The sequence below is a fragment of the Rhodovulum adriaticum genome (assembly GCF_004345735.1).
Lineage (GTDB): Bacteria > Pseudomonadota > Alphaproteobacteria > Rhodobacterales > Rhodobacteraceae > Rhodovulum > Rhodovulum adriaticum.
Map to the genome: position 1 here is coordinate 58208 of NZ_SLXL01000013.1, position 23539 is coordinate 81746.

Genomic DNA, 23539 nt, shown 5'->3' on the forward strand with positions numbered 1-23539 from the left:
GACTGCCCCGTGCTGCGTTCCACGCGGGCCGGTTCGTCACCCGTAGAGCAGCCCCCATCGTGCCACCAGCGCCCGTTGCAGCGTCCGCGACCGGCCGATCCAGGCGCGCCCGCCGGGTGGGCGGTCGCGTTGGGCCACGGTCAGGCGGGCGCGGCGATCCTCGTCCGCGGTGAAGATGGCGAAGGCCAGGTCGCGGCCATCGGGCCCGGTTGCATAGCCCGCCAGCGCCGAGACGAAATTCAATGTGCCGGTTTTCGCACGCACCTTGACCGGGTGGCCGGACATGACCTTGCCGTTGGCATCGCGGATCGGGATGTCCTTCATCAGCGGGTTCAGCGGGCCGTCGGGGCCCACCGCGACCAGCAGGCGCACCATCTCTGCCGCTGAGATGCGCGAGGCGTCGGACAGCCCGGAATGGTCCACGAACCGGGCCCGGCGCGTGCCCACCCTGGCCGCAATCCATTCGGTCATCGCCTGCCCCGAGGCCGCCAGCCCCGTGGGCTGGCCCCCGCGTGCCAGGGTCGCGGCCAGGCCGACCGTTTCGGCGGTCAGGTTGGTGGAGTATTTCAGCATGGCGCGCAGGATCTCGGACAGCGGCGCGCTGAGGTGATGCGCCAGCAACGCGCCGCGGGGCGGGGCCGGGGCAGGGCGCGGGTCGGGCAGGCGCAGCCCCTGGGCGCGGGCCAGGGTGTGAAAAACCTCGGCGCAATAAAGCGCGGGCCGCCGCACCGGCAGCCAGCGCGCCCCGCCATTGCCGAGCGCGCCCTGTGCCACCGTCCATTCGTCCACCCCTCCCATCGAGGAATAGGTGTAGACCGGCGCGGCGCGCTGGACCACGCGCATGCGGGCCACGCCCACCTCGGGGCGGTAGCGCCGGGCGCGGGCATCCATCGTGACCGCGTATCCCGTGCCGTTGCGGCGCCACTCGAAATGCACCCGGTTGAAATTCAGGTTCAGCCCGGAAATCGCGGGGTTATAACCTGCGTGATCCGGCTGGCCCGGGTCGATCGCCGCCAGTTCGGGCAAAGCGCCGGAATGGTATAGGAACCGGCCCGTCACGCCGCGTATCCCGGCGGCGGTCAGTTTGGCCACCAGATCGCCCAGCATGTCGGTATCCAGCGTCGGATCGCCCCCGCCGACCAGCACCAGATCGCCCTGAATGCGTCCGGACCTGACAGGGCCGGTGGCGATAACCCGCGTCTCAAACCGATGATCGGGGCCCAATGCCTCCAGCGCGTAGAAGGCCGTTCCCGCCTTGGTGACCGAGGCGGGCGGTAGGCCCAGCAGGGGGTTATGCACCTCCAGCATCTCGCCGGTACGGGCATCGGCCACGGCCAGGCCGATCTTGCCGCTCAGCCGCGCGTCGGCCAGCAGGCGGTCCAGGGCCACCGCGCGCCGGGCCAGTTCGGGCCGGGCAACAGGGCGCGGACTGCGCGCCAGCGGCGTGGCCAGCGCCTCGCTTGCCACGCTGGCGGTTGCGGCGGCCAGAAATGCACGCCGGGACAGGGGGATTGCCGGGCCCTTCATGGCAGAGAGTGAAGCAAATCCGCCCCTTCGGAGCAAGCGCGCAGCGCCCCGGGGACAGAGTGTTTCAGTGTTTTACCACTCTCCACGTGCCCGGATGTCCGAGGACGAGATGTGGACCAGCGGCACGTTCAGGAAACACCAGGCCGGTGTGTCCCGCAATGCCAGCGCGCGTGAATGCGTGGCCGGCACCCGGTAGCGTGCAAACGCGATCGCCGCCCTGGATCGCCGTGCGCCAACCCCCTGGCCGGGCCGGGCCAGTACGCCCACCGGGACGTTTTGCAGGATCCATTCCCACCGATCCCAACGGTGGAACGTCATCAGGTTGTCCGCGCCCATCAGCCAGACGAAATGCACGCCGGGGTACAATGTCCTCAGCTGGCCCAGCGTCGCCGCCGTATAGCGCGTGCCCAGCCGGGCCTCGATATCGGTGATGGTCACGCGGGGGTCGTGCATGATCCGTTCCGCCGCCGCGATCCGGCGCGCCATCGGCGCGGGGCCCTCGGGTTTCAGCGGGTTGCCGGGGCTGACCAGCCACCAGACGCGATCCAGTCCGAACCCCTTCAGCGCGGCCCGCGTGATATGGGCATGCCCCTCGTGGGCGGGGTCGAATGACCCGCCCAGAAGGCCGATGCGCATGCCCGGCGCAGCTTTGGGAAATCCGGTCCGCATTGCGGTCCCTCCGTTGCAACCGACGCGCACGTTAACCCGCCCCGCATTGCCCTTGTCCAGCGGAATCGCTATGTCAGCGGGCAACTCAGGCACAAACGCATGAAGGCGGTTCCCGATGGCTTCCTACCAGTATGTCTACCACATGGACGGTGTGTCCAAGACCTATCCCGGCGGCAAGAAATGCTTTGAAAACATCCGCCTCAGCTTTCTGCCCGGGGTCAAGATCGGGGTCGTGGGCGTCAACGGCGCCGGTAAATCCACGCTGCTGCGCATCATGGCCGGCTGGGACAAGGATTTCACCGGCGAGGCCTGGGCCGCCAAGGGCGCCAAGGTCGGCTACCTGCCGCAGGAACCGGAACTGGACCCCAACCTGTCGGTCCGTGAAAATGTCATGCTGGGCGTGGCCGAGAAGAAGGCCAAGATCGACCGCTTCAACGAGATCGCGATGCAAGTGGCCGAGGACTATTCCGACGATCTGATGGAGGAGATGACCACCCTTCAGGACCAGATCGACGCGGAAAACCTGTGGGATCTGGACAGCCAGATCGACGTCGCGATGGAGGCCCTGCGCTGCCCCCCCGACGACGCGCCCGTCGAAACCCTGTCGGGCGGGGAACGCCGCCGGGTCGCGCTGTGCAAGCTGCTGCTGGAAGCGCCCGACATGCTGCTGCTGGACGAACCGACCAACCATTTGGACGCCGAAACCATCGCCTGGCTGCAAAAGCACCTGATCGAGTACAAGGGCACGATCCTGATCGTCACCCACGACCGCTACTTCCTGGATGACATCACCGGCTGGATCCTGGAATTGGATCGCGGCCGCGGCATCCCCTACGAGGGCAATTATTCCAGCTGGCTGGAACAAAAGGCCAAGCGCCTGGAACAAGAGGCGCGTGAGGACAAGGCCAGGCAGAAGCAACTGGAACGCGAACTGGACTGGATTCGCGCAGGCCAGAAGGCGCGGCAGGCGAAATCCAAGGCTCGTATCCAGGCCTATGAGGAAATGGCCGGCCAGTCGGAACGCGAAAAGCTGTCGCGCGCCCAGATCATCATCCCCAACGGCCCGCGCCTGGGCGGCAAGGTGATCGAGGTCGAGGGCCTGAAAAAGGGCTATGGCGACCGCCTGCTGATCGAGGATCTGACCTTCGCCCTGCCGCCGGGCGGTATCGTCGGCGTTATCGGCCCCAACGGCGCGGGTAAATCGACGCTGTTTCGCATGCTGACCGGGCAGGAACAGCCCGACGAGGGCAGCATCACCTTTGGCGACACGGTGCAGCTGTCCTATGTCGACCAGTCCCGCGACGCGCTGGACCCCGACAAGACGGTGTGGGAGGAAATCACCGACGCGCTGGACATCGTCACCCTGGGCGACGCCGAGGTGAACAGCCGCGCCTATTGTTCGTCCTTCAACTTCAAGGGCGGCGATCAGCAGAAAAAGGTGGGCCTGCTGTCAGGCGGGGAACGCAACCGCGTCCACATGGCGAAACTGCTGAAATCCGGCGGCAACGTGCTGCTGCTGGACGAACCGACCAACGACTTGGACGTGGAAACCCTGCAGGCGCTGGAAGCGGCGCTGGAGGATTTCGCCGGCTGCGCCGTCATCATTTCGCACGACCGCTTTTTCCTGGACCGCCTGTGCACCCATATCCTGGCCTTTGAGGGCGAGGCGCATGTGGAGTGGTTCGAGGGCAACTTCGAAGCCTACGAGGAAGACAAGATCAGGCGGCTGGGACCGGACAGCGTGGAGCCGAAGCGGGTGAAGTACAAGAAGTTTGCGAGGTAGGGTGGTGTGACCCAAAGGCGATAGTAGCCGCCAAAAGACAACCTGGAGCTTACAAGATGTAAGCTTTCTGGTATTACTCTCGCAATCTTCAAGGGTTTGATTGTTGGGGTGGCTTAATTTGCCTAACGAAACGGATAAAGTGAAGGGTCGAGTTGAAGACCTTGTGAGGTCTCGCGGTTACTCCGAGGCAGAATTCTCTGAATTGACTAACTCAAAAATTCTAATTGGCTGCTCTAGAGCAACGGAGTATCTCTCTGCGGCGAAGACAGCAAAAAAACACGGTATTGGCGCCAAGAAGCGGCATAGAATTGCGCGAGGTTCCAAAACTGTAAGGGACCAGGCGGAGAAGAGGGCTGAATACGGATTAAGGAAGGGATACTTTCGGAATATAGGTGATTTGCGAGTTTATCTGGAAGGTTATGTGCGGGAAAAGTGCTTGAAGGTTCTGGCCGATCCAATCGAGCGAGATGCTAAGGAAAGAACTAAATGACACAAGTTCCGGTAACGCCAAATAAAAGGCGCGCAAATAAGGATGAATCTGAGCGTCACAAGCTCTTGGTTGAGTTGCCAAAGGTCGGGATTACGGTTGTCGCATTTTTCGCGACTACTAGCGCCTTGATTCTTCGTTTATCTCCTGATTCTGGAATAGTGCCTCAGTTTTATCTTAGGGCGATCTTTTTCCTGGGAATTTTTTTGACCCTTTGGATGTTTATTCGAGCTTATGGGTATATAGCGGAGGTCACGCAAAATGTCGGAAAAAGCTGTAGCGATAAGGAGCGTGAAGACAAATTTGATCATCTGATGGCAGAAGACTATCTTAAGTTTAAAAGGGCATTGGAGGCCTGTGTGCTATCGTGGATTATTATATTGCTCATATTCGTTCTATTCGCTTAGGGATTTAATTGCTTAAGAAAATTATATTTCTGTATTCTTATGTAATGCTCGGTGTTTCTGCGGGCCATAAGTGTGCGCCCTCTAACTCCCCCCCTCACGGCCTTTCGAACCGCCACGCGATGCGCTGTCCCGGGTTGGCGCGGATCGCCGCGATCATGTGGTCGAAGCGGTCCGTCATCCCGAAACCCGCCAGCCGGGCGCGGGCGGACTGCACCCCGGCGATAAGATCCTTGTCGCGCATCCGGGTGCAGGCGGCGCGGACCAGGGCGGCGGCGTCGGGGGGCTTGCGGCAGAAAAAGATCATCGTGCTGTCGGGGCAGGGGGCCAGGGGCACGAAATGATCGGCCAGCCGTTCCATCTGCGCGGCGATCCAGGGTTGGCGCCAGTGGAAATAGTCCTGCTGAATCACCAGCGCCCCCCCGGCGATCAGCGCCGGGTAGAAGGTTTGCGACATCCGGTCGATGGCCTCGGTCGATTTGCAGGCGTCCAGCACCAGAATCTCGATCGGGCCGCCATGCCAGCCGTTTTCCTCGATCTCGCCGGGGTGCAGGGTGACCCGGTCCGACCAGGGCGACAGTAGGGCCTGCGCCACGGGCAGGATGTCGCGGCCGCGGAACGGCGGGATGCCGGCCGGTTGCAGCACTCGCTTTTTCACGCCGCTGGTGGCGGTAAAGCGGTCGTAGCCATGGATCGGCGCGCCATGCCCGGCCTGGCGCTGCCCCTCGGCCAGGCAGGCGGTGGACCCGCCCGCGAAACACCCCAGATCCACGATCGCGCCGCGCCCCTGCGCCCAGTCCCGCGCGGCCCAGAAATACAGCTTGCGCTCTGTCTCGCTCAGCATGCTGGGCACCTTGCGCGCCACACCCAGTGAGGTGGGGGCGATGGCCTCCCACGGGGCGGCGGCAAAACGCGCGCGGATATCGTCCAGGGGGGGCTGCTGCATGCGGCATTGCTTAGCACCGGGGCGGGGGCAAAACCAGCGGCCGCGGTCGAAAAGCGGCTTGAATCTCTGGGACGGGTGGCGTAATCGGTCCCCCGGACCTTAGGGGTGTAGCTCAGTTGGTAGAGCATCGGTCTCCAAAACCGAGGGTCGGGGGTTCGAGCCCCTCCGCCCCTGCCAGGTCCACAGCCAGAACATCGTCGGGGTGACGGGCCGGGTCGGCCCTTGCAAAGCGCGGCAGCACAGCGTATCCCGGCGCCGTTGCAAGATACGGATCGGAACCTTCACCGCCATGGCAAATCCTCTTCAGTTCATTCAGCAGACACGCGCGGAAATCTCCAAAGTGGTCTGGCCGACGCGGCGCGAGGTGGTGCTGACGACGATCATGGTCCTGATCATGGCGACGCTGACGGCGATCTTCTTCTTCTTCGTGGACTGGTTGATCCGCAGCGGGCTGCAACTGATCCTGGGCTTTTTCGGCTAGGGTCGGGGTTTCCGGCAAGCGGGGCCTTGAAACGGCGTGCACGCGGCGGTAAGCGGTGCGCTACTCTTGGCTCCGGCGTGCATCGATTCGGGGATGCGCGCTGTTTTGTATTCTGCCAGAGACGCAAGTGACGAAATGAACCGGCTACGAGCCGGCGGATGCGAGGTGACGGTCGACATGGCGAAGCGGTGGTATTCGGTGAGCGTGCTCTCGAATTTCGAGAAAAAGATCGCCGAGCAGATCAGGCATGCCGTCGCCGAGGCCGGTCTGGAAGACGAGATCGAAGAGGTGCTGGTGCCCACCGAAGAGGTGATCGAGGTGCGGCGCGGCAAGAAGGTGACGGCAGAGCGGCGCTTTATGCCCGGCTATGTGCTGGTCCGCATGGAGATGACGGATCGCGGCTATCACCTGATCACGTCGATCAACCGTGTCACGGGGTTCCTGGGCCCGCAGGGCAAACCGATGCCGATGCGCGACGAAGAGGTGAACCACATCCTCCACCGCGCTGAAGAGGGCGAGGCGCAGCCGCGTTCGCTGATCAGCTTCGAGGTGGGCGAGAACGTGAACGTGACCGACGGGCCGTTCGAGGGCTTTGCCGGCATGGTCGAGGAAGTGGATGACGACAACCAGCGCCTGAAGGTGACGGTGTCGATCTTTGGCCGGGCGACCCCGGTCGAACTGGAATTCGCGCAGGTCGCCAAGCAGGCCTGACGCGAGAGCCGTGGGAGGTTCGCGGGCGCGCCCGTGGGACCGGACCACTAAACCGATGCGCCGCCCTCGCGTGGGTTGGCGCGGTGACAAAGAGGAGACGGCCAGATGGCCAAGAAGCTCGCAGGCACGATGAAACTGCAAGTGCCCGCCGGTCAGGCGAACCCCAGCCCGCCCGTGGGCCCCGCGCTGGGTCAGCGCGGCATCAACATCATGGAATTCTGCAAGGCGTTCAACGCCAAGACGCAGGAGATGGAGCCGGGCGCGCCGTGCCCGACCATCATCACCTACTATCAGGACAAGTCCTTCACGATGGACATCAAGACGCCGCCGGCGTCCTATTTCCTGAAGAAGGCCGCCAAGCTGAAATCCGGGGCCAACAACCCGGGGCGTGAAACCGCCGGCAGCGTGACCGTTGCCCAGGTTCGGGAGATCGCCGAGGCGAAGATGAAGGATCTGAACGCCAACGATGTCGAGGCGGCGATGAAGATCATCCTGGGGTCGGCCCGCTCGATGGGCATCGAGGTGAAGGGGTAAGCGACATGGCGAAACTTGGGAAACGTACCCGCGCCGCGCGCGAGGCCTTTGCCGGCAAGGAAGACGTGACTGTCGAAGAGGCGGTCGCGCTGGTGAAATCCAACGCCAACGCGAAATTCGACGAAACCGTCGAGATCGCGATGTGCCTAGGCGTCGATCCGCGCCACGCCGACCAGATGGTCCGCGGTGTGGTCACTCTGCCCAACGGCACCGGCAAGACGGTGCGCGTGGCGGTCTTTGCCCGCGGCCCCAAGGCCGAAGAGGCGAAAGAGGCGGGCGCCGATATCGTGGGCGCCGAAGACCTGATGGAAACCATCCAGGGTGGCACGATCGAGTTCGACCGCTGCATCGCGACCCCGGACATGATGCCGATCGTCGGCCGCCTAGGTAAAATCCTGGGCCCGCGTAACCTGATGCCGAACCCCAAGGTCGGCACGGTGACTATGGACGTAAAGGCCGCCGTCGAGGCCGCCAAGGGCGGCGAGGTTCAGTTCAAGGCCGAGAAAGCCGGCGTCGTGCATGCCGGTGTCGGCAAGGTCTCGTTCGACGAGGGCAAGCTGGTCGAGAACGTGCGCGCCTTCGTGGATGCGGTGAACCGGGCCAAGCCCTCGGGCGCCAAGGGCACCTACATGAAGAAGGTCAGCCTCAGCTCCACCATGGGGCCGGGCGTGTCAGTCGATGTGACTTCGGCCACCGGCAACTGAGCCAGGCAATACCGATCAGGGAAAGGGCGTCGCGGTCGCGGCGCCCTTTTTCCGTTTCGGCGGGTGTCAGGTAAGGCCCCACAGGTCGGCGGTGTCGAACTGTGTCCAGCCGACAAGATCCGACAGGCCGTCGCGCCCCTCGATCAGGACGATGTTTTCGACGTTGCGGACCTCCAGCCCCAGCCCGGCCAGGGCGGCATCCGGGTCTGCCCCGGTCAGGGCCTCGCCCTGGGCGGCCAGGGTTTCGGCGGACAGCACCAGGTAAAGCGTGTCCTCGCCATAGCCGCCATCGATCAGGTCGGTTGCGATCTCGCCGCCGATCAGGTTCGGTTCGGTGAACAGGAAGTTGTCCGCGCCGAACCCGCCCAAGGCCGTATCCGACCCGGTGCCGCCGATCAGCAGATCGTTGCCGAATCCGCCGCGCAGCGTATCGTCGCCGGGGCCGCCGCCCAGGATGTCATTGCCGCCTGCGCCGGTCAGCTGGTCGTTGCCCGACCCGCCGGACAGCAGATCGTCATCGCGCCCGCCGTTCAGCCAGTCGTTGCCACTGCCGCCCAGGATCAGGTCGTTGCCCGCGCCGGTCGCCACCAGATCGTTTCCGCCATAGGCCAGGACCAGATCATCCCCCTGATCCTGAAAGGCCCAGTTGGAATAGTCCGTCAGGGCGGAAACCGGGTCGGTCAGTGCGTGGGCAACGTATCCGCCGATGATCCCGTGCGTCGCGGTCGTGGGGTGCAGGCTGTCCCAGAACGCGACCTGATCGGCATCGTAGGCGTCCAGGTCTTCGGGTGCGCCCTCTTGCAGGGTCAGGTCCAGCGGGGCCAGCAGGCCGAAACCGGCGGGATCCTCGGTGATTGCGGTCGTGACCGCCTCAAGGTTCAGCATCCTGACCGGCACCCCCTCATCGGCCAGCCCGGCGACCGTGGCCTCTAGAATGCCGTTGCTGATTTGCAAGAACAGGTCGGCCTGCGCTTTCTGGTCCGGGGTGGCATCGGCCAGCGACGGGAAGAAGGTCGCCATGGGCAGGTTGGATACGACGACCTCGCCCAGGCCGTAGTCCACGATATCGCGAACCGCCTGCGCCGTCGCGCCCGCGACCTGATACAGCGTGGTGATCGCCGTGCTCCACAGGTTTTCCTGGTCGGACAGGTCGATGGCGCCATAATCGTTGGCGCCGATCAGGAAGAAGGCCGTTGTGTCTGTCAGGTCGGTGCCCTGGTAATCGCCGTAGAAGCGTGAAAGCTGCCCGGCGAGGTTGATGTCCTGGGCAAGGCGCGGGTCGTCGGGGGGAACCAGCAGGGCCTCTTCGTAGCCGGATTTGATGATCCGCTCGCCCAGTTCGGCCACGCCCAGGGCCTTGGCGGCGGCAACGGCGTAGTTGTCGGACACCGTCAGGCCCAGCAGGTCGGCGACATATTCCGAATAGACGGCCCCGTTGCTGATCCGTCCGTCCGTTCCGATTTCGGCGCGGTAGCTTTCGTCGACCAGCCCCTCTGTCAGGGCCAGCAGGTTGCCGTCGTCCGTCAGGCTGTCGCCGAAAAAGACAAGTTGCGGGGAAGGGAGCGTCATATGCTGGACCTCGCGCGGAAGGGACCGTATACCCGACGCAGGATGGGTCCGGGGCGCCGCCCGGTCAAGCCGGGATACCCGTAGAACGGGCATGAAAATGACACTCGGGGCTTGGCATCCGGCGCGATTAGTCCTAACAAGCCCTACGGCTCTGGAGCGCGCGATTCGTCCCGCGCTCCTTTGCTTTTCGTCAAAGACGGTGGGTGGGGCAACAGCCCCTTAATTCCCTGCCTGAGACGGGACACGACCAGAATGACCGGGGATAGACCTCGGGCGGTTTTGGCTCAGCCCCGTTTGACGGATCTGAACGCCGGTTCGCCGGCAAGGAAGAGCCGGGGGGCAACCCCCTAATTGGAGTGAAACTGTGGATAGAGCCCAGAAAGAGAAAGTGGTCGAGGAACTCGGCCAGATCTTCGAAAGCTCTGGCGTCGTGGTGGTTGCGCACTACGCGGGTCTCACGGTTGCCGAGATGCAGGACCTGCGCGCGCGTATGCGTGAAGCGGGCGGGTCCGTTCGCGTCGCCAAGAACAGGCTCGCCAAGATCGCCCTCGATGGAAAGCCCTGCGCCAGCATCGCCGACCTTCTGACGGGCATGACCGTGCTCACCTACTCCGAAGACCCCGTGGCAGCAGCCAAGGTCGCGGAGGGTTTCGCCAAGGATAACGACAAGTTCGAGATCCTGGGCGGCGCCATGGGAGAGACGGCCCTGGACCGGGCCGGTGTCAAGGCAGTGTCCGACATGCCGTCGCGCGAGGAGCTTATCGCCTCCATCGTCGGTTGTATCGGCGCACCTGCCAGCAACATCGCCGGTGCCATTGGCGCGCCCGCTTCCAACATCGCGAGCATCCTCTCGACCATCGAGGAGCGTGCGGAAGCCGCTTGAGCAACATGTGATCCCGCGTGAGGTGCAGATACTTCGCGTTGGAACAGGAAATGTGAAAGAACGGAACAGAACATGGCTGATCTGAAGAAACTTGCCGAAGAGATCGTGGGTCTGACCCTGCTCGAGGCGCAGGAACTGAAAACCATCCTGAAAGACGAATACGGCATCGAGCCCGCCGCTGGCGGCGCCGTGATGATGGCCGGCCCCGCGGGTGACGCCGGTGGCGACGCTGCCGAAGAGCAGACCGAATTCGACGTGATCCTGAAAGCCGCTGGCGACAAGAAGATCAACGTCATCAAAGAGGTCCGCGCGATCACCGGCCTGGGCCTGAAAGAGGCCAAGGAGCTGGTCGAGGCCGGCGGCAAAGCCGTCAAGGAAGGCGTCGACAAGGCCGAAGCCGAAGAGATCAAAGGCAAGCTCGAAGCGGCTGGCGCCGAAGTCGAGCTCAAGTGATCCGGGCGCGGGCGCTGGCCCGCGATCCCATGTGATATGGCTGGGTCCGGGGTTTTCCCGGGCCCAGCCGAACCTGTCTTGGAAAGGGCTTTCGCGAACGAGCCTTTTTCAAGGTGCGGTTCGAGGTTCGGGAGCGGCCGGTGGGACGGCCGCGGGAATGGAACCTGACCCCCTTGTTTCGTGAGCGGTGCACCGCCGGAGCCCGACGGCAGGTGCGGCCGCGACAGACGAAAGGTGAGACCACGACATGGCGAAAAGCTACGTTGGCCAGAAACGACTCCGCAGGTATTACGGCAAGATCCGCGAAGTGCTGGAGATGCCGAACCTCATCGAGGTCCAGAAATCCTCCTACGACCTGTTCCTGAACTCTGGCGACGGCCCCGCGCCGGCCGATGGCGAAGGCATCCAGGGCGTGTTCCAGTCGGTTTTCCCGATCAAGGATTTCAACGAGACCGCGGTGCTGGAGTTCGTCCGCTACGAGCTGGAAGCGCCGAAATACGACGTGGAAGAGTGCCAGCAGCGCGATATGACCTATTCCGCGCCGCTGAAGGTCACCCTGCGTCTGATCGTTTTCGATGTGGACGAGGATACCGGCGCCAAGTCGGTGAAGGACATCAAGGAACAGGATGTGTTCATGGGCGACATGCCGCTCATGACGCAGAACGGGACCTTCGTGGTCAACGGCACCGAGCGTGTGATCGTGTCCCAGATGCACCGCAGCCCGGGCGTGTTCTTCGACCACGACAAGGGCAAGACGCATTCGTCGGGCAAGCTGCTGTTCGCCTGCCGGATCATCCCCTATCGCGGGTCGTGGCTGGATTTTGAGTTCGACGCCAAGGACATCGTCTTTGCGCGCATCGACCGTCGCCGCAAACTGCCGGTGACCACGCTGCTCTACGCCCTGGGGCTGGACCAGGAAGGCATCATGGATGCCTATTACGACACGGTCGATTACAAGCTGGAGAAGAGCCGCGGCTGGGTCACCAAGTTCTTCCCCGAGCGGGTTCGCGGCACACGCCCGACCTTCGACCTGATCGACGCAGCCACCGGCGAGGTGATCTGCAAGGCCGGCGACAAGGTCACGCCGCGCCAGGTCAAGAAGCTGGTGGACGAGGGCAAGGTCACCGAGCTGCTGGTGCCGTTCGATCAGATCGTGGGCCGCTACGTCGCCAAGGACATCATCAACGAGCAAACCGGCGCGATCTATGTCGAGGCCGGGGACGAGCTGACCTGGGAGGTCGACAAGGACGGCGAGGTGACCGGCGGCACCCTGAAGGCGCTGCTGGATGCCGGTGTTACCGATATCCCGGTGCTGGACATCGATAACGTCAATGTCGGCCCGTATATCCGCAACACCATGGCGCAGGACAAGAACATGAACCGGGAAACCGCGCTCATGGATATCTACCGCGTCATGCGCCCCGGCGAGCCGCCCACCGTCGATACCGCGACCGCGCTGTTCGACACGCTGTTCTTCGACCCCGAACGTTATGACCTGTCCGCAGTCGGCCGGGTCAAGATGAACATGCGCCTGGCGCTGGATGCGCCCGACACCCAACGCACCCTGCGCAAGGAAGACATCATCGCCTGCATCAAGGCGCTGATGGAACTGCGCGACGGCAAGGGCGAGGTGGACGATATCGACCACCTAGGCAACCGCCGCGTGCGGTCGGTCGGCGAACTGATGGAAAACCAGTACCGCGTCGGCCTGCTGCGCATGGAACGCGCCATCAAGGAACGCATGTCCAGCGTCGAGATCGACACGGTCATGCCGCAGGATCTGATCAACGCGAAACCCGCGGCGGCCGCGGTGCGCGAATTCTTTGGTTCCTCGCAGCTGTCGCAGTTCATGGACCAGACCAACCCGCTGTCCGAGGTTACCCACAAACGCCGCCTTTCGGCGCTTGGCCCGGGCGGTCTGACGCGTGAACGCGCGGGTTTTGAGGTGCGCGACGTGCACCCGACCCATTACGGCCGCATGTGCCCGATTGAAACGCCGGAAGGTCAGAACATCGGCCTGATCAACAGTCTGGCGACCTTTGCGCGGGTCAACAAATACGGCTTTATCGAAACGCCTTACCGCAAGGTGGAAAACGGCCATGTGACCGACGAGGTCCATTACATGTCCGCCACCGAGGAAATGCGCCACACCGTTGCCCAGGCGAACGCGAACCTGGACGATAACGGGCATTTCACGAACGACATGGTGAACACCCGCCAGTCCGGCGAATACACCATGGCCCCGCGCGAACAGGTGGACCTGATCGACGTGTCGCCACGCCAGCTGGTGTCGGTCGCGGCCTCGCTGATCCCGTTCCTGGAAAACGACGACGCCAACCGCGCGCTGATGGGCTCGAACATGATGCGGCAGGCGCTGCCGCTGCTGCAGGCCGATGCGCCCTATGTCGGCACCGGCATGGAGGCCAAGGTGGCCGTCGATTCCGGCGCTGCCATCCTGGCGCGGCGCAGCGGTGTGGTCGACCAGGTGGACGCCCAGCGGATCGTTATCCGGGCCACGGGCGACCTGGCGCCGGGCGATCCGGTGGTGGACATCTACCGCCTGCGCAAGTTCCAGCGCTCCAACCAGAACAGCTGCTATAACCAAAAGCCGCTGGTGAAGGTGGGCCAGGAGGTCGGCAAGGGCGAGGTGATCGCCGACGGTCCGTCGACCGACATGGGGGAACTGGCGGTCGGCCGCAACGTGGTCGTCGCCTTCATGCCCTGGAACGGCTACAACTACGAGGACTCGATCCTGATCTCGGAGCGCATCGCGCGCGACGACGTGTTCACCAGCGTCCATATCGAGGAATTCGAGGTCGCGGCCCGCGATACCAAGCTGGGCCCGGAAGAGATCACCCGCGACATCCCCAACGTGGGCGAGGAAGCGCTGCGCAACCTCGACGAAGCGGGCATCGTCTATATCGGCGCCGAGGTCGGCCCGGGCGACATTCTGGTGGGCAAGATCACCCCCAAGGGTGAATCCCCGATGACGCCCGAGGAAAAGCTGCTGCGCGCGATCTTCGGCGAAAAGGCGTCGGATGTGCGTGACACCTCGCTGCGTCTGCCGCCGGGCGACTACGGCACCGTGGTCGAGGTGCGCGTCTTCAACCGCCACGGCGTCGAGAAGGACGAGCGCGCCCTTCAGATCGAGCGTGAAGAGGTCGAGCGCCTGGCGCGTGACCGGGACGACGAACTCGCCATCCTGGAGCGCAACATCTACGCCCGCCTCAAGTCGATGCTGCTGGGCAAGACCGCGGTGAAGGGGCCGCGCGGCGTGGCCGCGAATTCGCCCATCACCGAGGATCTGCTGGAAGGCCTGAGCCGCGGCCAGTGGTGGCAGCTTGCCCTGGAGGGCGAGGAAGACGCCGCCCAGGTCGAGGCGCTGAACGCTCAGTTCGAGGCGCAGAAACGCGCACTGGAACACCGTTTCGAAGACAAGGTCGAAAAGGTGCGCCGGGGCGACGACCTCCCGCCGGGCGTGATGAAGATGGTCAAGGTCTTCATCGCGGTTAAGCGCAAGCTGCAGCCGGGCGACAAGATGGCCGGCCGCCACGGCAACAAGGGCGTGGTGTCCAAGGTTGTCCCGATGGAGGACATGCCGTTCCTGGGCGATGGTACCCCGGTCGATCTGGTGCTGAACCCCTTGGGTGTGCCTTCGCGGATGAACGTGGGTCAGATCCTGGAAACCCATATGGGCTGGGCCAGCCGGGCCCTGGGTGAACAGGTGGGCACGGCGCTGGCGGAATACCGACGTTCGGGCGACCTGACGCCGGTGCGCGACGCCATGCGCATCGCCTATGGCGACGAGGTCTACGAAGAAGGCGTCGCCGAGATGGACGAGGAAACCCTGGTCGAGGCCGCCGGCACCATCACCCGTGGTGTGCCGATCGCGACCCCGGTCTTCGACGGGGCGCGCGAGGACGACATCAACGACGCGCTGGTCCGCGCCGGCTTTGACACGAGCGGTCAGTCGACCCTTTTTGACGGCCGCACCGGCGAGGCGTTCGCGCGCAAGGTCACCGTGGGCGTGAAATACATGCTCAAGCTGCACCACCTGGTGGACGAAAAAATCCACGCGCGCTCGACCGGGCCCTACAGCCTGGTCACCCAGCAGCCGCTGGGCGGCAAGGCGCAGTTCGGCGGTCAGCGCCTGGGTGAGATGGAAGTCTGGGCCCTGGAGGCCTATGGCGCCGCCTACACCCTGCAGGAAATGCTGACGGTGAAGTCGGACGACGTGGCCGGCCGGACGAAGGTGTATGAATCCATCGTCAAGGGCGAGGACAATTTCGAGGCCGGCGTGCCGGAATCCTTCAACGTTCTGGTGAAGGAAGTCCGCGGCCTCGGGCTGAACATGGAACTCCTGGATGCGGAGGAGGACGAGTAGGGCGACGCCCTAATGGTGGGTTTCATCCATCCTACGCCGGTTTCGTAGGGTGGGTGCCAACCCACCGCGCCTTCCCCCTTCCGCACCCCATCCAAGGATCGAGAGATGAACCAGGAACTGACCACCAACCCGCTCAACCCGCTGGCCGCGCCCAAGCAATTCGACGAGATCAAGGTCTCGCTCGCTTCGCCTGAACGCATCCTCAGCTGGTCCTACGGCGAGATCAAGAAGCCCGAGACCATCAACTACCGCACGTTCAAGCCGGAACGCGACGGCCTGTTCTGTGCCCGTATCTTTGGCCCGATCAAGGATTACGAGTGCCTGTGCGGTAAATACAAGCGCATGAAGTATCGCGGCGTCGTCTGCGAGAAATGCGGCGTCGAGGTGACCCTGCAGAAGGTGCGCCGCGAGCGCATGGGCCATATCGAACTGGCCGCGCCCGTTGCCCATATCTGGTTCCTGAAATCGCTGCCCTCCCGCATCGGTCTGATGCTGGACATGACGCTGCGCGATCTGGAACGCGTGCTCTATTTCGAAAACTACGTCGTGATCGAGCCGGGTCTGACCGACCTGAACTACGGTCAGATGATGACCGAAGAAGAGTTCATGGACGCCCAGGACCAGTATGGCGCCGACGCCTTTACCGCCGGGATCGGCGCCGAGGCCATCCGCGAGATGCTGGCCCAGATCGACCTGGAGTCCGAGGCAGAGCGCCTGCGCGAAGAGCTGAAAGAGGCCACCGGCGAGCTGAAGCCCAAGAAGATCATCAAGCGGCTGAAGGTCGTCGAGAGCTTCCTTGAATCCGGCAACCGCCCTGAATGGATGATCCTGACCGTGATCCCGGTCATCCCGCCGGAACTGCGCCCGCTGGTGCCGCTGGACGGGGGCCGCTTTGCGACCTCGGACCTGAACGACCTGTACCGCCGCGTCATCAACCGCAACAACCGCCTGAAGCGGCTGATCGAACTGCGCGCGCCCGACATCATCGTGCGCAACGAAAAGCGGATGCTGCAGGAATCGGTGGATGCGCTCTTTGACAACGGCCGCCGCGGCCGGGTCATCACCGGCGCCAACAAGCGGCCGCTGAAATCGCTGTCCGACATGCTGAAGGGCAAGCAGGGCCGGTTCCGCCAGAACCTGCTGGGCAAGCGCGTCGACTTTTCCGGCCGCTCGGTCATCGTGACCGGCCCGGAACTGAAGCTGCATCAATGCGGCCTGCCCAAGAAGATGGCGCTGGAGCTGTTCAAGCCGTTCATCTACTCGCGGCTAGAGGCCAAGGGCCTGTCCTCCACCGTCAAGCAGGCGAAGAAGCTGGTCGAAAAGGAACGCCCCGAGGTCTGGGACATCCTGGACGAGGTGATCCGCGAACACCCGGTTCTGCTGAACCGGGCGCCGACGCTGCACCGTCTGGGCATTCAGGCGTTCGAGCCGATGCTGATCGAGGGCAAGGCGATCCAGCTGCACCCGCTGGTTTGTTCGGCGTTCAACGCCGACTTTGACGGCGACCAGATGGCCGTGCACGTCCCGCTGAGCCTGGAGGCCCAGCTGGAAGCGCGCGTGCTGATGATGTCGACCAACAACGTGCTGTCGCCGGCCAACGGCGCGCCGATCATCGTGCCGTCGCAGGATATGATCCTGGGCCTGTATTACATCACGATGCAGCGCGACGGCATGAAGGGCGAAGGCATGGTCTTTGCCGATGTCGACGAGGTGCTGCACGCCCTGGACGCGGGCGAGGTGCACCTGCACGCCAAGATCACCGCGCGGATCAAGCAGATCGACGAGCACGGCAACGAGGTGCTGAAGCGCTGTGAAACCACCCCGGGCCGCGCCCGGCTGGGGGCGCTGCTGCCGCTGAACACCAAGGCCCCGTTCGAGCTGGTCAACCGCCTGCTGCGCAAGAAAGAGGTCCAGCAGGTCATCGACACCGTCTACCGCTACTGCGGCCAGAAAGAGTCGGTCATCTTCTGCGACCAGATCATGAGCCTGGGCTTCAAGGAGGCGTTCAAGGCGGGCATCTCCTTTGGCAAGGACGACATGGTGATCCCCGAAAGCAAGTGGGACATCGTCGAGGGCGTGCGCGAACAGGTGAAGGAGTTCGAACAGCAATACCTGGACGGTCTGATCACGCAGGGCGAGAAATACAACAAGGTCGTCGATGCCTGGTCGAAATGTTCCGACGCCGTGGCCGGCGCCATGATGGAAGATATCTCGGCCGTGCGGGTGGACGATGCCGGCGCCGAGATGGAACCCAACTCGGTCTACATGATGGCCCACTCGGGCGCGCGGGGTTCCCCGGCGCAGATGAAACAGCTGGGCGGCATGCGCGGCCTGATGGCCAAGCCGTCGGGCGAGATCATCGAGACGCCGATCATCTCGAACTTTAAGGAAGGCCTGACCGTGCTGGAGTACTTCAACTCCACCCACGGCGCCCGTAAGGGTCTGGCCGATACCGCGCTCAAGACCGCCAACTCGGGTTACCTGACCCGGCGTCTGGTGGACGTGGCGCAGGACTGCATCGTGCGCAGCAACGATTGCGGCACCGATAATGCGATCACCTGCGAAGCGGCGGTCAGCGACGGCGAAATCGTTGCCTCGCTTTCCGAGCGCCTGCTGGGCCGCGTTGCCGCCGAGGACGTGCTGAAGCCCGGCACCGACGAGGTGATCGTCTGTCGCAACGAGCTGATCGACGAGCGCAAGGCCGAGGCGATCGAAGAGGCCGGTGTTGCCAGCGTGCGCATCCGCAGCCCGCTGACCTGCGAGGCCGAAGAGGGCGTCTGCGCGGCCTGTTACGGTCGCGACCTGGCGCGCGGGACCATGGTGAACGTCGGCGAGGCGGTGGGCATCATCGCCGCCCAGTCGATCGGCGAGCCGGGCACGCAGCTGACGATGCGGACCTTCCACATCGGCGGCATCGCGCAGGGTGGTCAGCAATCCTTCCAGGAGGCAGGCCAGGCCGGCAAGATCGTGTTCCAAAACCCCAACCTTCTGGAAAACGCCGCCGGCGCCCAGATCGTGATGGGCCGGAACATGCAGATCGCCATCGTGGACGAGAACGGGGTCGAGCGCGCCTCTTACAAGGTGGGCTACGGGACCAAGGTCTTCGTCACCGAGGGGGCGTCGGTCGAGCGTGGCGAGAAACTGTTCGAATGGGACCCCTACACCCTGCCGATCATCGCCGAGAAGGCCGGCCGGGCCAAGTTCGTGGACCTGACCAGCGGTATCTCTGTCCGCGAGGAAACCGACGACGCCACCGGCATGACCCAGAAGATCGTGTCCGACTGGCGCGCCGCGCCCAAGGGCAACGACCTGAAGCCGGAGATCCTGATCGTCGATCCCGAAACCGGCGAACCTGTCCGCAACGAGGCCGGCAACCCGGTGACCTACCCGATGTCGGTCGATGCCATTCTGTCGGTCGAGGACGGGCAGGACATCAAGGCCGGTGACGTGGTCGCACGTATCCCGCGTGAAGGCGCCAAGACCAAGGACATCACCGGCGGTCTGCCGCGGGTGGCCGAACTGTTCGAGGCACGCCGTCCCAAGGACCACGCGATCATCGCCGAGATCGACGGCTATGTCCGGTTCGGGCGCGACTACAAGAACAAGCGCCGTATATCGATCGAGCCTGCGGACGACAGCCTGGAACCCGTGGAATACATGGTGCCCAAGGGCAAGCACATCCCGGTACAGGAGGGCGACTTCGTCCAGAAGGGCGACTACATCATGGACGGCAACCCCGCGCCGCATGACATCCTGTCGATCATGGGTGTCGAGGCGCTGGCCGATTACATGATCGACGAGGTGCAGGAGGTCTATCGTCTGCAAGGCGTGAAGATCAACGACAAGCATATCGAGGTGATCGTTCGCCAGATGCTGCAAAAGTGGGAAATCCTCGATAGCGGGGAAACCACGCTGCTGAAGGGCGAGACCGTGGACAAGGCCGAGTTCGACGAGGCCAACGAGAAGGCCATCGCCAAAGGCGGCCGCCCGGCGCAGGGCGAACCGATCCTGCTGGGGATCACCAAGGCCTCGCTGCAGACCCGGTCGTTCATCTCGGCGGCATCGTTCCAGGAAACCACCCGCGTGCTGACCGAGGCGAGCGTTCAGGGCAAGCGCGACAAGCTGGTGGGCCTGAAGGAGAACGTGATCGTCGGCCGCCTGATCCCGGCTGGCACCGGCGGGGCCAGCCAGCGCGTGCGCCACATCGCGGCCGAGCGCGACCAGAAGGTGATCGACGCCCGTCGCGCCGAGGCCGAGGCCGCTGCGGCCCTGGCGGCGCCGGTGGAAGATATCGCCAGCGATGCTGGCGATGCGGGGCTTGTCGAAACGCCCGAGGGCCGCGAAGAATAAGCCGCCCGATCCGCGAAAGATCAGACGCCCCCGCCGGAAACGTCGGGGGCGTTTCTTTTTGCCAGCCGCCCGAGGCCGAAGAGAAACACGGTCTTTCCGCGGCGCAAGAAATCGTCGCCAAGATTTTTCCGTTCCCGGGCGAGTGTGTTGACGCTGTAGGGGGTAGGGGCATTATTCCAACCGGGCGATACCTTGCGGCGTGCAGCCCGTTTGGCAGGCGCGCCGGGTTCAGTGCCCTTACCATTCCGCTGATTGGCCGCAGGAGTGTTGACACCCCTTCCGACTCGACCTATAGACGCTTCACTCGGGCCGGCGGCCCTGTCTGCCATGCCTGAAATCAGAACTGATGTGGTCACGATCCGGGCCTCGGCCCCGATCCTCTGGAATTCCACCGCGTCGTTCCCGCGATCAGGGAGCGTATGCGGTTTTCGCGTTTCGTGAACGCATGGAACGCATGAGAGACGAGAATTGAACGGGTTGCAACACGGGGAACCGGAATGCCGACAATCCAGCAGCTGATCCGCAAGCCGCGGCAGCCGAAAGTGAAACGCCAGAAGTCCATGCACCTGCAGGCCTGCCCGCAGAAGCGGGGCGTCTGCACGCGCGTTTACACCACCACGCCGAAGAAGCCGAACTCGGCCATGCGGAAGGTTGCCAAGGTGCGCCTGACCAATGGTTACGAGGTGATCAGCTACATCCCCGGCGAAAGCCATAACCTCCAGGAACACTCGGTCGTGCTGATCCGCGGCGGCCGGGTCAAAGACCTTCCGGGTGTCCGCTATCACATCCTGCGCGGTGTGCTGGACACCCAGGGCGTCAAAGACCGCAAGCAGCGCCGCTCGAAATACGGCGCCAAGCGTCCGAAGTAAGGAGAGACGTCAATGTCCCGTCGTCACGCTGCCGAGAAGCGCGAAATTCTGCCCGACGCCAAGTATGGCGACCGGGTGCTGACCAAGTTCATGAACAACCTGATGATCGACGGCAAGAAGTCGGTCGCCGAGCGTATCGTCTACAACGCGCTGGACCGCGTCGAGGCGAAGCTGAAGCGTGCCCCCGTCGAGGTCTTTGCCGAGGCGCTGGACAACGTGAAGCCCTCGGTCGAGGTGCGTTCGCGCCGGGTCGGCGGCGCCACCTACCAGGTGCCGGTCGAAGTGCGCCCCGAGCGCCGCGAAGCGCTGGCCATCCGCTGGCTGATCACCGCCTCGCGCGCCCGCAACGAAAACACCATGGAAGAACGCCTCGCCGGCGAGCTGATCGACGCGGTTCAATCGCGTGGTACCGCCGTGAAGAAGCGCGAAGACACCCACAAGATGGCCGAGGCGAACAAAGCCTTCAGCCATTACCGCTGGTAACCCTCTCTGGCCCTCAGGACCTGACCCATGGCACGCGATTATCCCCTCGAGCGCTACCGTAACTTCGGTATCATGGCGCATATCGACGCCGGCAAGACCACTTGCACCGAGCGCATCCTTTTCTACACCGGCAAGTCCCACAAGATCGGCGAAGTCCATGACGGCGCCGCGACCATGGACTGGATGGAGCAGGAGCAGGAGCGCGGCATCACCATCACTTCGGCTGCGACGACCACCTTCTGGGAACGCACCGAGGATGGCCAGTCGGCGCAGACCGAGAAGCACCGCTTCAACATCATCGACACCCCCGGCCACGTCGACTTCACCATCGAGGTGGAGCGTTCGCTCGCCGTGCTCGATGGTGCCGTTGCCGTTCTGGACGCCAACGCCGGTGTTGAGCCGCAGACCGAAACCGTGTGGCGTCAGGCTGACCGCTACAAGGTTCCGCGCATCGTGTTCGTCAACAAGATGGACAAGATCGGCGCCGACTTCTTCAACTGCGTGCGCATGATCCAGGACCGCACCGGGGCCACGCCCGCGCCGATCCAGATGCCCATCGGGGCCGAGGATCAGCTGGAAGGCATCGTCGATCTGGTCACCATGGAAGAGTGGACCTGGAAAGGCGAGGATCTGGGCGCGACCTGGACCCGTCAGGAAATCCGGGCTGACCTGAAGGACAAGGCCGAGGAAATGCGCGCCGAACTGGTCGAGCTTGCCGTCGAGCAGGACGACGAGGCGATGGAGGCCTACCTGGAGGGCAACGAGCCCGATATCGACACTCTGCGCAAGCTGATCCGCAAGGGCACGCTGTCGATGTCCTTCGTTCCGGTTCTGTGTGGCTCGGCCTTCAAGAACAAGGGCGTGCAGCCGCTGCTGAACGGCGTCATCGACTACCTGCCGGGTCCGCTGGACGTGCCGCCCTACATGGGCTTTGCGCCCGAGGACGAAACTGAAACCCGCAACATCGAGCGCCGCCCCGGCGACGACGAGCCGTTCTCGGGTCTCGCGTTCAAGATCATGAACGACCCCTTCGTGGGCTCTCTGACCTTCACGCGGATCTACTCGGGCATCATGTCCAAGGGTGAATCGGTTCTGAACTCGACCAAGGGCAAGAAAGAGCGCATCGGCCGTATGATGATGATGCACTCCAACTCGCGCGAGGAAATCGAGTGGGCCGGTTCGGGCGACATCATCGCGCTGGCGGGCCTGAAGGACACCACCACCGGCGACACGCTGTGCGATCCCAAGGCGCCGGTCGTCCTGGAAACCATGACCTTCCCCGACCCGGTGATCGAGATCGCGGTCGAGCCGAAAACCAAGGCCGACCAAGAGAAGATGTCCCAGGGCCTGGCGCGTCTGGCTGCCGAGGATCCGTCCTTCCGCGTGGAAACCGACCTGGAATCCGGTCAGACCATCATGAAGGGCATGGGCGAACTTCACCTCGACATTCTGGTCGACCGCCTGAAGCGGGAGTTCAAGGTCGAGGCGAATATCGGTGCACCCCAGGTGGCCTATCGCGAAACCATCAGCCACGAGGCCGAAATCGACTACACCCACAAGAAACAGTCGGGTGGTTCGGGTCAGTTCGCGCGGGTCAAGATGGTCGTTTCCCCGACCGAGCCGGGCGAAGGCTACAGCTTCGAGTCGCTGATCGTCGGCGGTTCGGTGCCGAAGGAATACATCCCCGGCGTGGAAAAAGGCATCAACTCGGTCATGGATAGCGGCCCGCTGGCCGGCTTCCCGGTGATCGACTTCAAGGTCAAGCTGATCGACGGTGCCTACCACGACGTGGACTCCTCGGTGCTGGCGTTCGAAATCGCGGCGCGTGCCGCGATGCGCGAGGGCCTGAAGAAGGGTGGCGCCAAGCTGCTGGAACCGATCATGAAGGTCGAGGTGGTGACGCCGGAGGAATACACCGGCAACATCATCGGTGACCTGACCTCGCGTCGGGGCCAGGTGCAGGGGCAAGAGACTCGCGGCAACGCGATCGTCATCAACGCCTTCGTGCCGCTGGCCAACATGTTCGGCTACATCAACAACCTGCGCTCGATGTCCTCGGGCCGCGCGCAGTTCACGATGCAGTTCGACCACTACGAGCCGGTGCCGCAGAACATCAGCGAAGAGATCCAGGCGAAATACGCCTGATAGGGACACCCGCCGGGCGCGCGTTTGCGCGACGCCCGGCCCACAGAACAAGAGGAGGCCATCATGGCGAAGGAAAAGTTTGAACGTACGAAACCGCACGTGAACATCGGCACGATCGGTCACGTTGACCACGGCAAGACGACGCTGACGGCGGCGA

18 protein-coding genes and 1 tRNA gene are annotated in these 23539 nt (G+C 63.8%); 15 read left to right on the forward strand and 4 right to left on the reverse strand.

Going from position 1 to position 23539, the window contains the following annotated elements; genetic code table 11:
* Nucleotides 1–36: 36 nt before the first annotated feature.
* Together dacB and EV656_RS14090 are read right to left on the reverse strand one after the other, a co-directional pair.
* Nucleotides 37–1527 carry a D-alanyl-D-alanine carboxypeptidase/D-alanyl-D-alanine endopeptidase gene (gene dacB, locus EV656_RS14085; protein ID WP_132605214.1) on the reverse strand — a complete coding sequence of 497 codons (1491 nt, stop codon included), beginning with the start codon at nt 1525–1527 and terminating at the stop codon, nt 37–39.
* A gap of 72 nt (nt 1528–1599) precedes the next feature.
* Nucleotides 1600–2196 (reverse strand): nicotinate-nucleotide adenylyltransferase, encoded by a 597-nt coding sequence (locus tag EV656_RS14090; protein WP_132605216.1) that lies wholly within the window; start codon nt 2194–2196, stop codon nt 1600–1602.
* A gap of 115 nt (nt 2197–2311) precedes the next feature.
* On the opposite strand from EV656_RS14090, the gene ettA reads away from it, so the two are divergent.
* Nucleotides 2312–3979, forward strand: coding sequence for an energy-dependent translational throttle protein EttA (ettA, locus tag EV656_RS14095; RefSeq protein WP_132605218.1), 1668 nt, complete (start codon nt 2312–2314; stop codon nt 3977–3979).
* A 486-nt stretch (nt 3980–4465) separates the two neighbouring features.
* Entirely contained in the window at nt 4466–4873 is a 408-nt protein-coding gene (locus EV656_RS14100; protein ID WP_132605220.1) for a hypothetical protein, read from the forward strand.
* Between the two features lie 94 nt (nt 4874–4967).
* Here the strand turns inward: EV656_RS14100 and EV656_RS14105 are convergent, their stop codons facing one another.
* Entirely contained in the window at nt 4968–5816 is an 849-nt protein-coding gene (locus EV656_RS14105; protein ID WP_132605222.1) for a class I SAM-dependent methyltransferase, read from the reverse strand.
* A 101-nt stretch (nt 5817–5917) separates the two neighbouring features.
* On the opposite strand from EV656_RS14105, the gene EV656_RS14110 reads away from it, so the two are divergent.
* The 5 genes from EV656_RS14110 (at nt 5918) to rplA (ending at nt 8246) form a co-directional block, all read left to right on the forward strand.
* A tRNA-Trp gene (locus tag EV656_RS14110) sits at nt 5918–5993 on the forward strand.
* A 112-nt stretch (nt 5994–6105) separates the two neighbouring features.
* Nucleotides 6106–6297, forward strand: coding sequence for a preprotein translocase subunit SecE (gene secE / locus EV656_RS14115; RefSeq protein ID WP_132605224.1), 192 nt, complete (start codon nt 6106–6108; stop codon nt 6295–6297).
* Nucleotides 6298–6474: 177 nt separating this feature from the next.
* Nucleotides 6475–7008, forward strand: a complete 534-nt coding sequence (gene nusG, locus EV656_RS14120; RefSeq protein ID WP_132605226.1) for a transcription termination/antitermination protein NusG — start codon at nt 6475–6477, stop codon at nt 7006–7008.
* Between the two features lie 105 nt (nt 7009–7113).
* Nucleotides 7114–7542: a 50S ribosomal protein L11 gene (gene rplK, locus EV656_RS14125; protein WP_132605228.1), complete on the forward strand. Its 429-nt coding sequence runs from the start codon at nt 7114–7116 to the stop codon at nt 7540–7542.
* A 5-nt stretch (nt 7543–7547) separates the two neighbouring features.
* On the forward strand, nt 7548–8246 hold the full coding sequence (gene rplA / locus EV656_RS14130) for a 50S ribosomal protein L1 (RefSeq protein ID WP_132605230.1): 699 nt from the start codon (nt 7548–7550) through the stop codon (nt 8244–8246).
* A 66-nt stretch (nt 8247–8312) separates the two neighbouring features.
* Here rplA and EV656_RS16820 read toward each other — a convergent pair whose 3' ends face one another.
* Nucleotides 8313–9815 carry an SGNH/GDSL hydrolase family protein gene (locus EV656_RS16820; RefSeq protein ID WP_165919018.1) on the reverse strand — a complete coding sequence of 501 codons (1503 nt, stop codon included), beginning with the start codon at nt 9813–9815 and terminating at the stop codon, nt 8313–8315.
* Nucleotides 9816–10179: 364 nt separating this feature from the next.
* Between EV656_RS16820 and rplJ the strand changes: the two genes are divergently transcribed.
* From rplJ to EV656_RS14175, 8 genes are all read left to right on the forward strand, one after another.
* Complete coding sequence (gene rplJ, locus EV656_RS14140) at nt 10180–10698, forward strand: 50S ribosomal protein L10 (RefSeq protein WP_132605233.1); 519 nt, start codon at nt 10180–10182, stop codon at nt 10696–10698.
* A 72-nt stretch (nt 10699–10770) separates the two neighbouring features.
* A complete protein-coding gene (gene rplL, locus EV656_RS14145) occupies nt 10771–11151 on the forward strand; it encodes a 50S ribosomal protein L7/L12 (RefSeq protein WP_132605235.1) in 381 nt (126 codons plus the stop codon).
* A 247-nt stretch (nt 11152–11398) separates the two neighbouring features.
* The gene (gene rpoB / locus EV656_RS14150; protein WP_132605237.1) at nt 11399–15535 is read left to right on the forward strand and encodes a DNA-directed RNA polymerase subunit beta; all 4137 of its coding nucleotides are present in this window, start codon (nt 11399–11401) and stop codon (nt 15533–15535) included.
* Nucleotides 15536–15640: 105 nt separating this feature from the next.
* Nucleotides 15641–19885 carry a DNA-directed RNA polymerase subunit beta' gene (rpoC, locus tag EV656_RS14155; protein WP_132605239.1) on the forward strand — a complete coding sequence of 1415 codons (4245 nt, stop codon included), beginning with the start codon at nt 15641–15643 and terminating at the stop codon, nt 19883–19885.
* A 497-nt stretch (nt 19886–20382) separates the two neighbouring features.
* The gene (gene rpsL, locus EV656_RS14160; RefSeq protein WP_132605241.1) at nt 20383–20754 is read left to right on the forward strand and encodes a 30S ribosomal protein S12; all 372 of its coding nucleotides are present in this window, start codon (nt 20383–20385) and stop codon (nt 20752–20754) included.
* A 12-nt stretch (nt 20755–20766) separates the two neighbouring features.
* On the forward strand, nt 20767–21237 hold the full coding sequence (gene rpsG, locus EV656_RS14165) for a 30S ribosomal protein S7 (RefSeq protein ID WP_132605242.1): 471 nt from the start codon (nt 20767–20769) through the stop codon (nt 21235–21237).
* A gap of 27 nt (nt 21238–21264) precedes the next feature.
* Nucleotides 21265–23382, forward strand: coding sequence for an elongation factor G (fusA, locus tag EV656_RS14170; protein WP_132605244.1), 2118 nt, complete (start codon nt 21265–21267; stop codon nt 23380–23382).
* A 63-nt stretch (nt 23383–23445) separates the two neighbouring features.
* Nucleotides 23446–23539: GTP-binding protein (locus EV656_RS14175; RefSeq protein WP_018294844.1), on the forward strand; the 94-nt coding region annotated here is incomplete at its 3' end.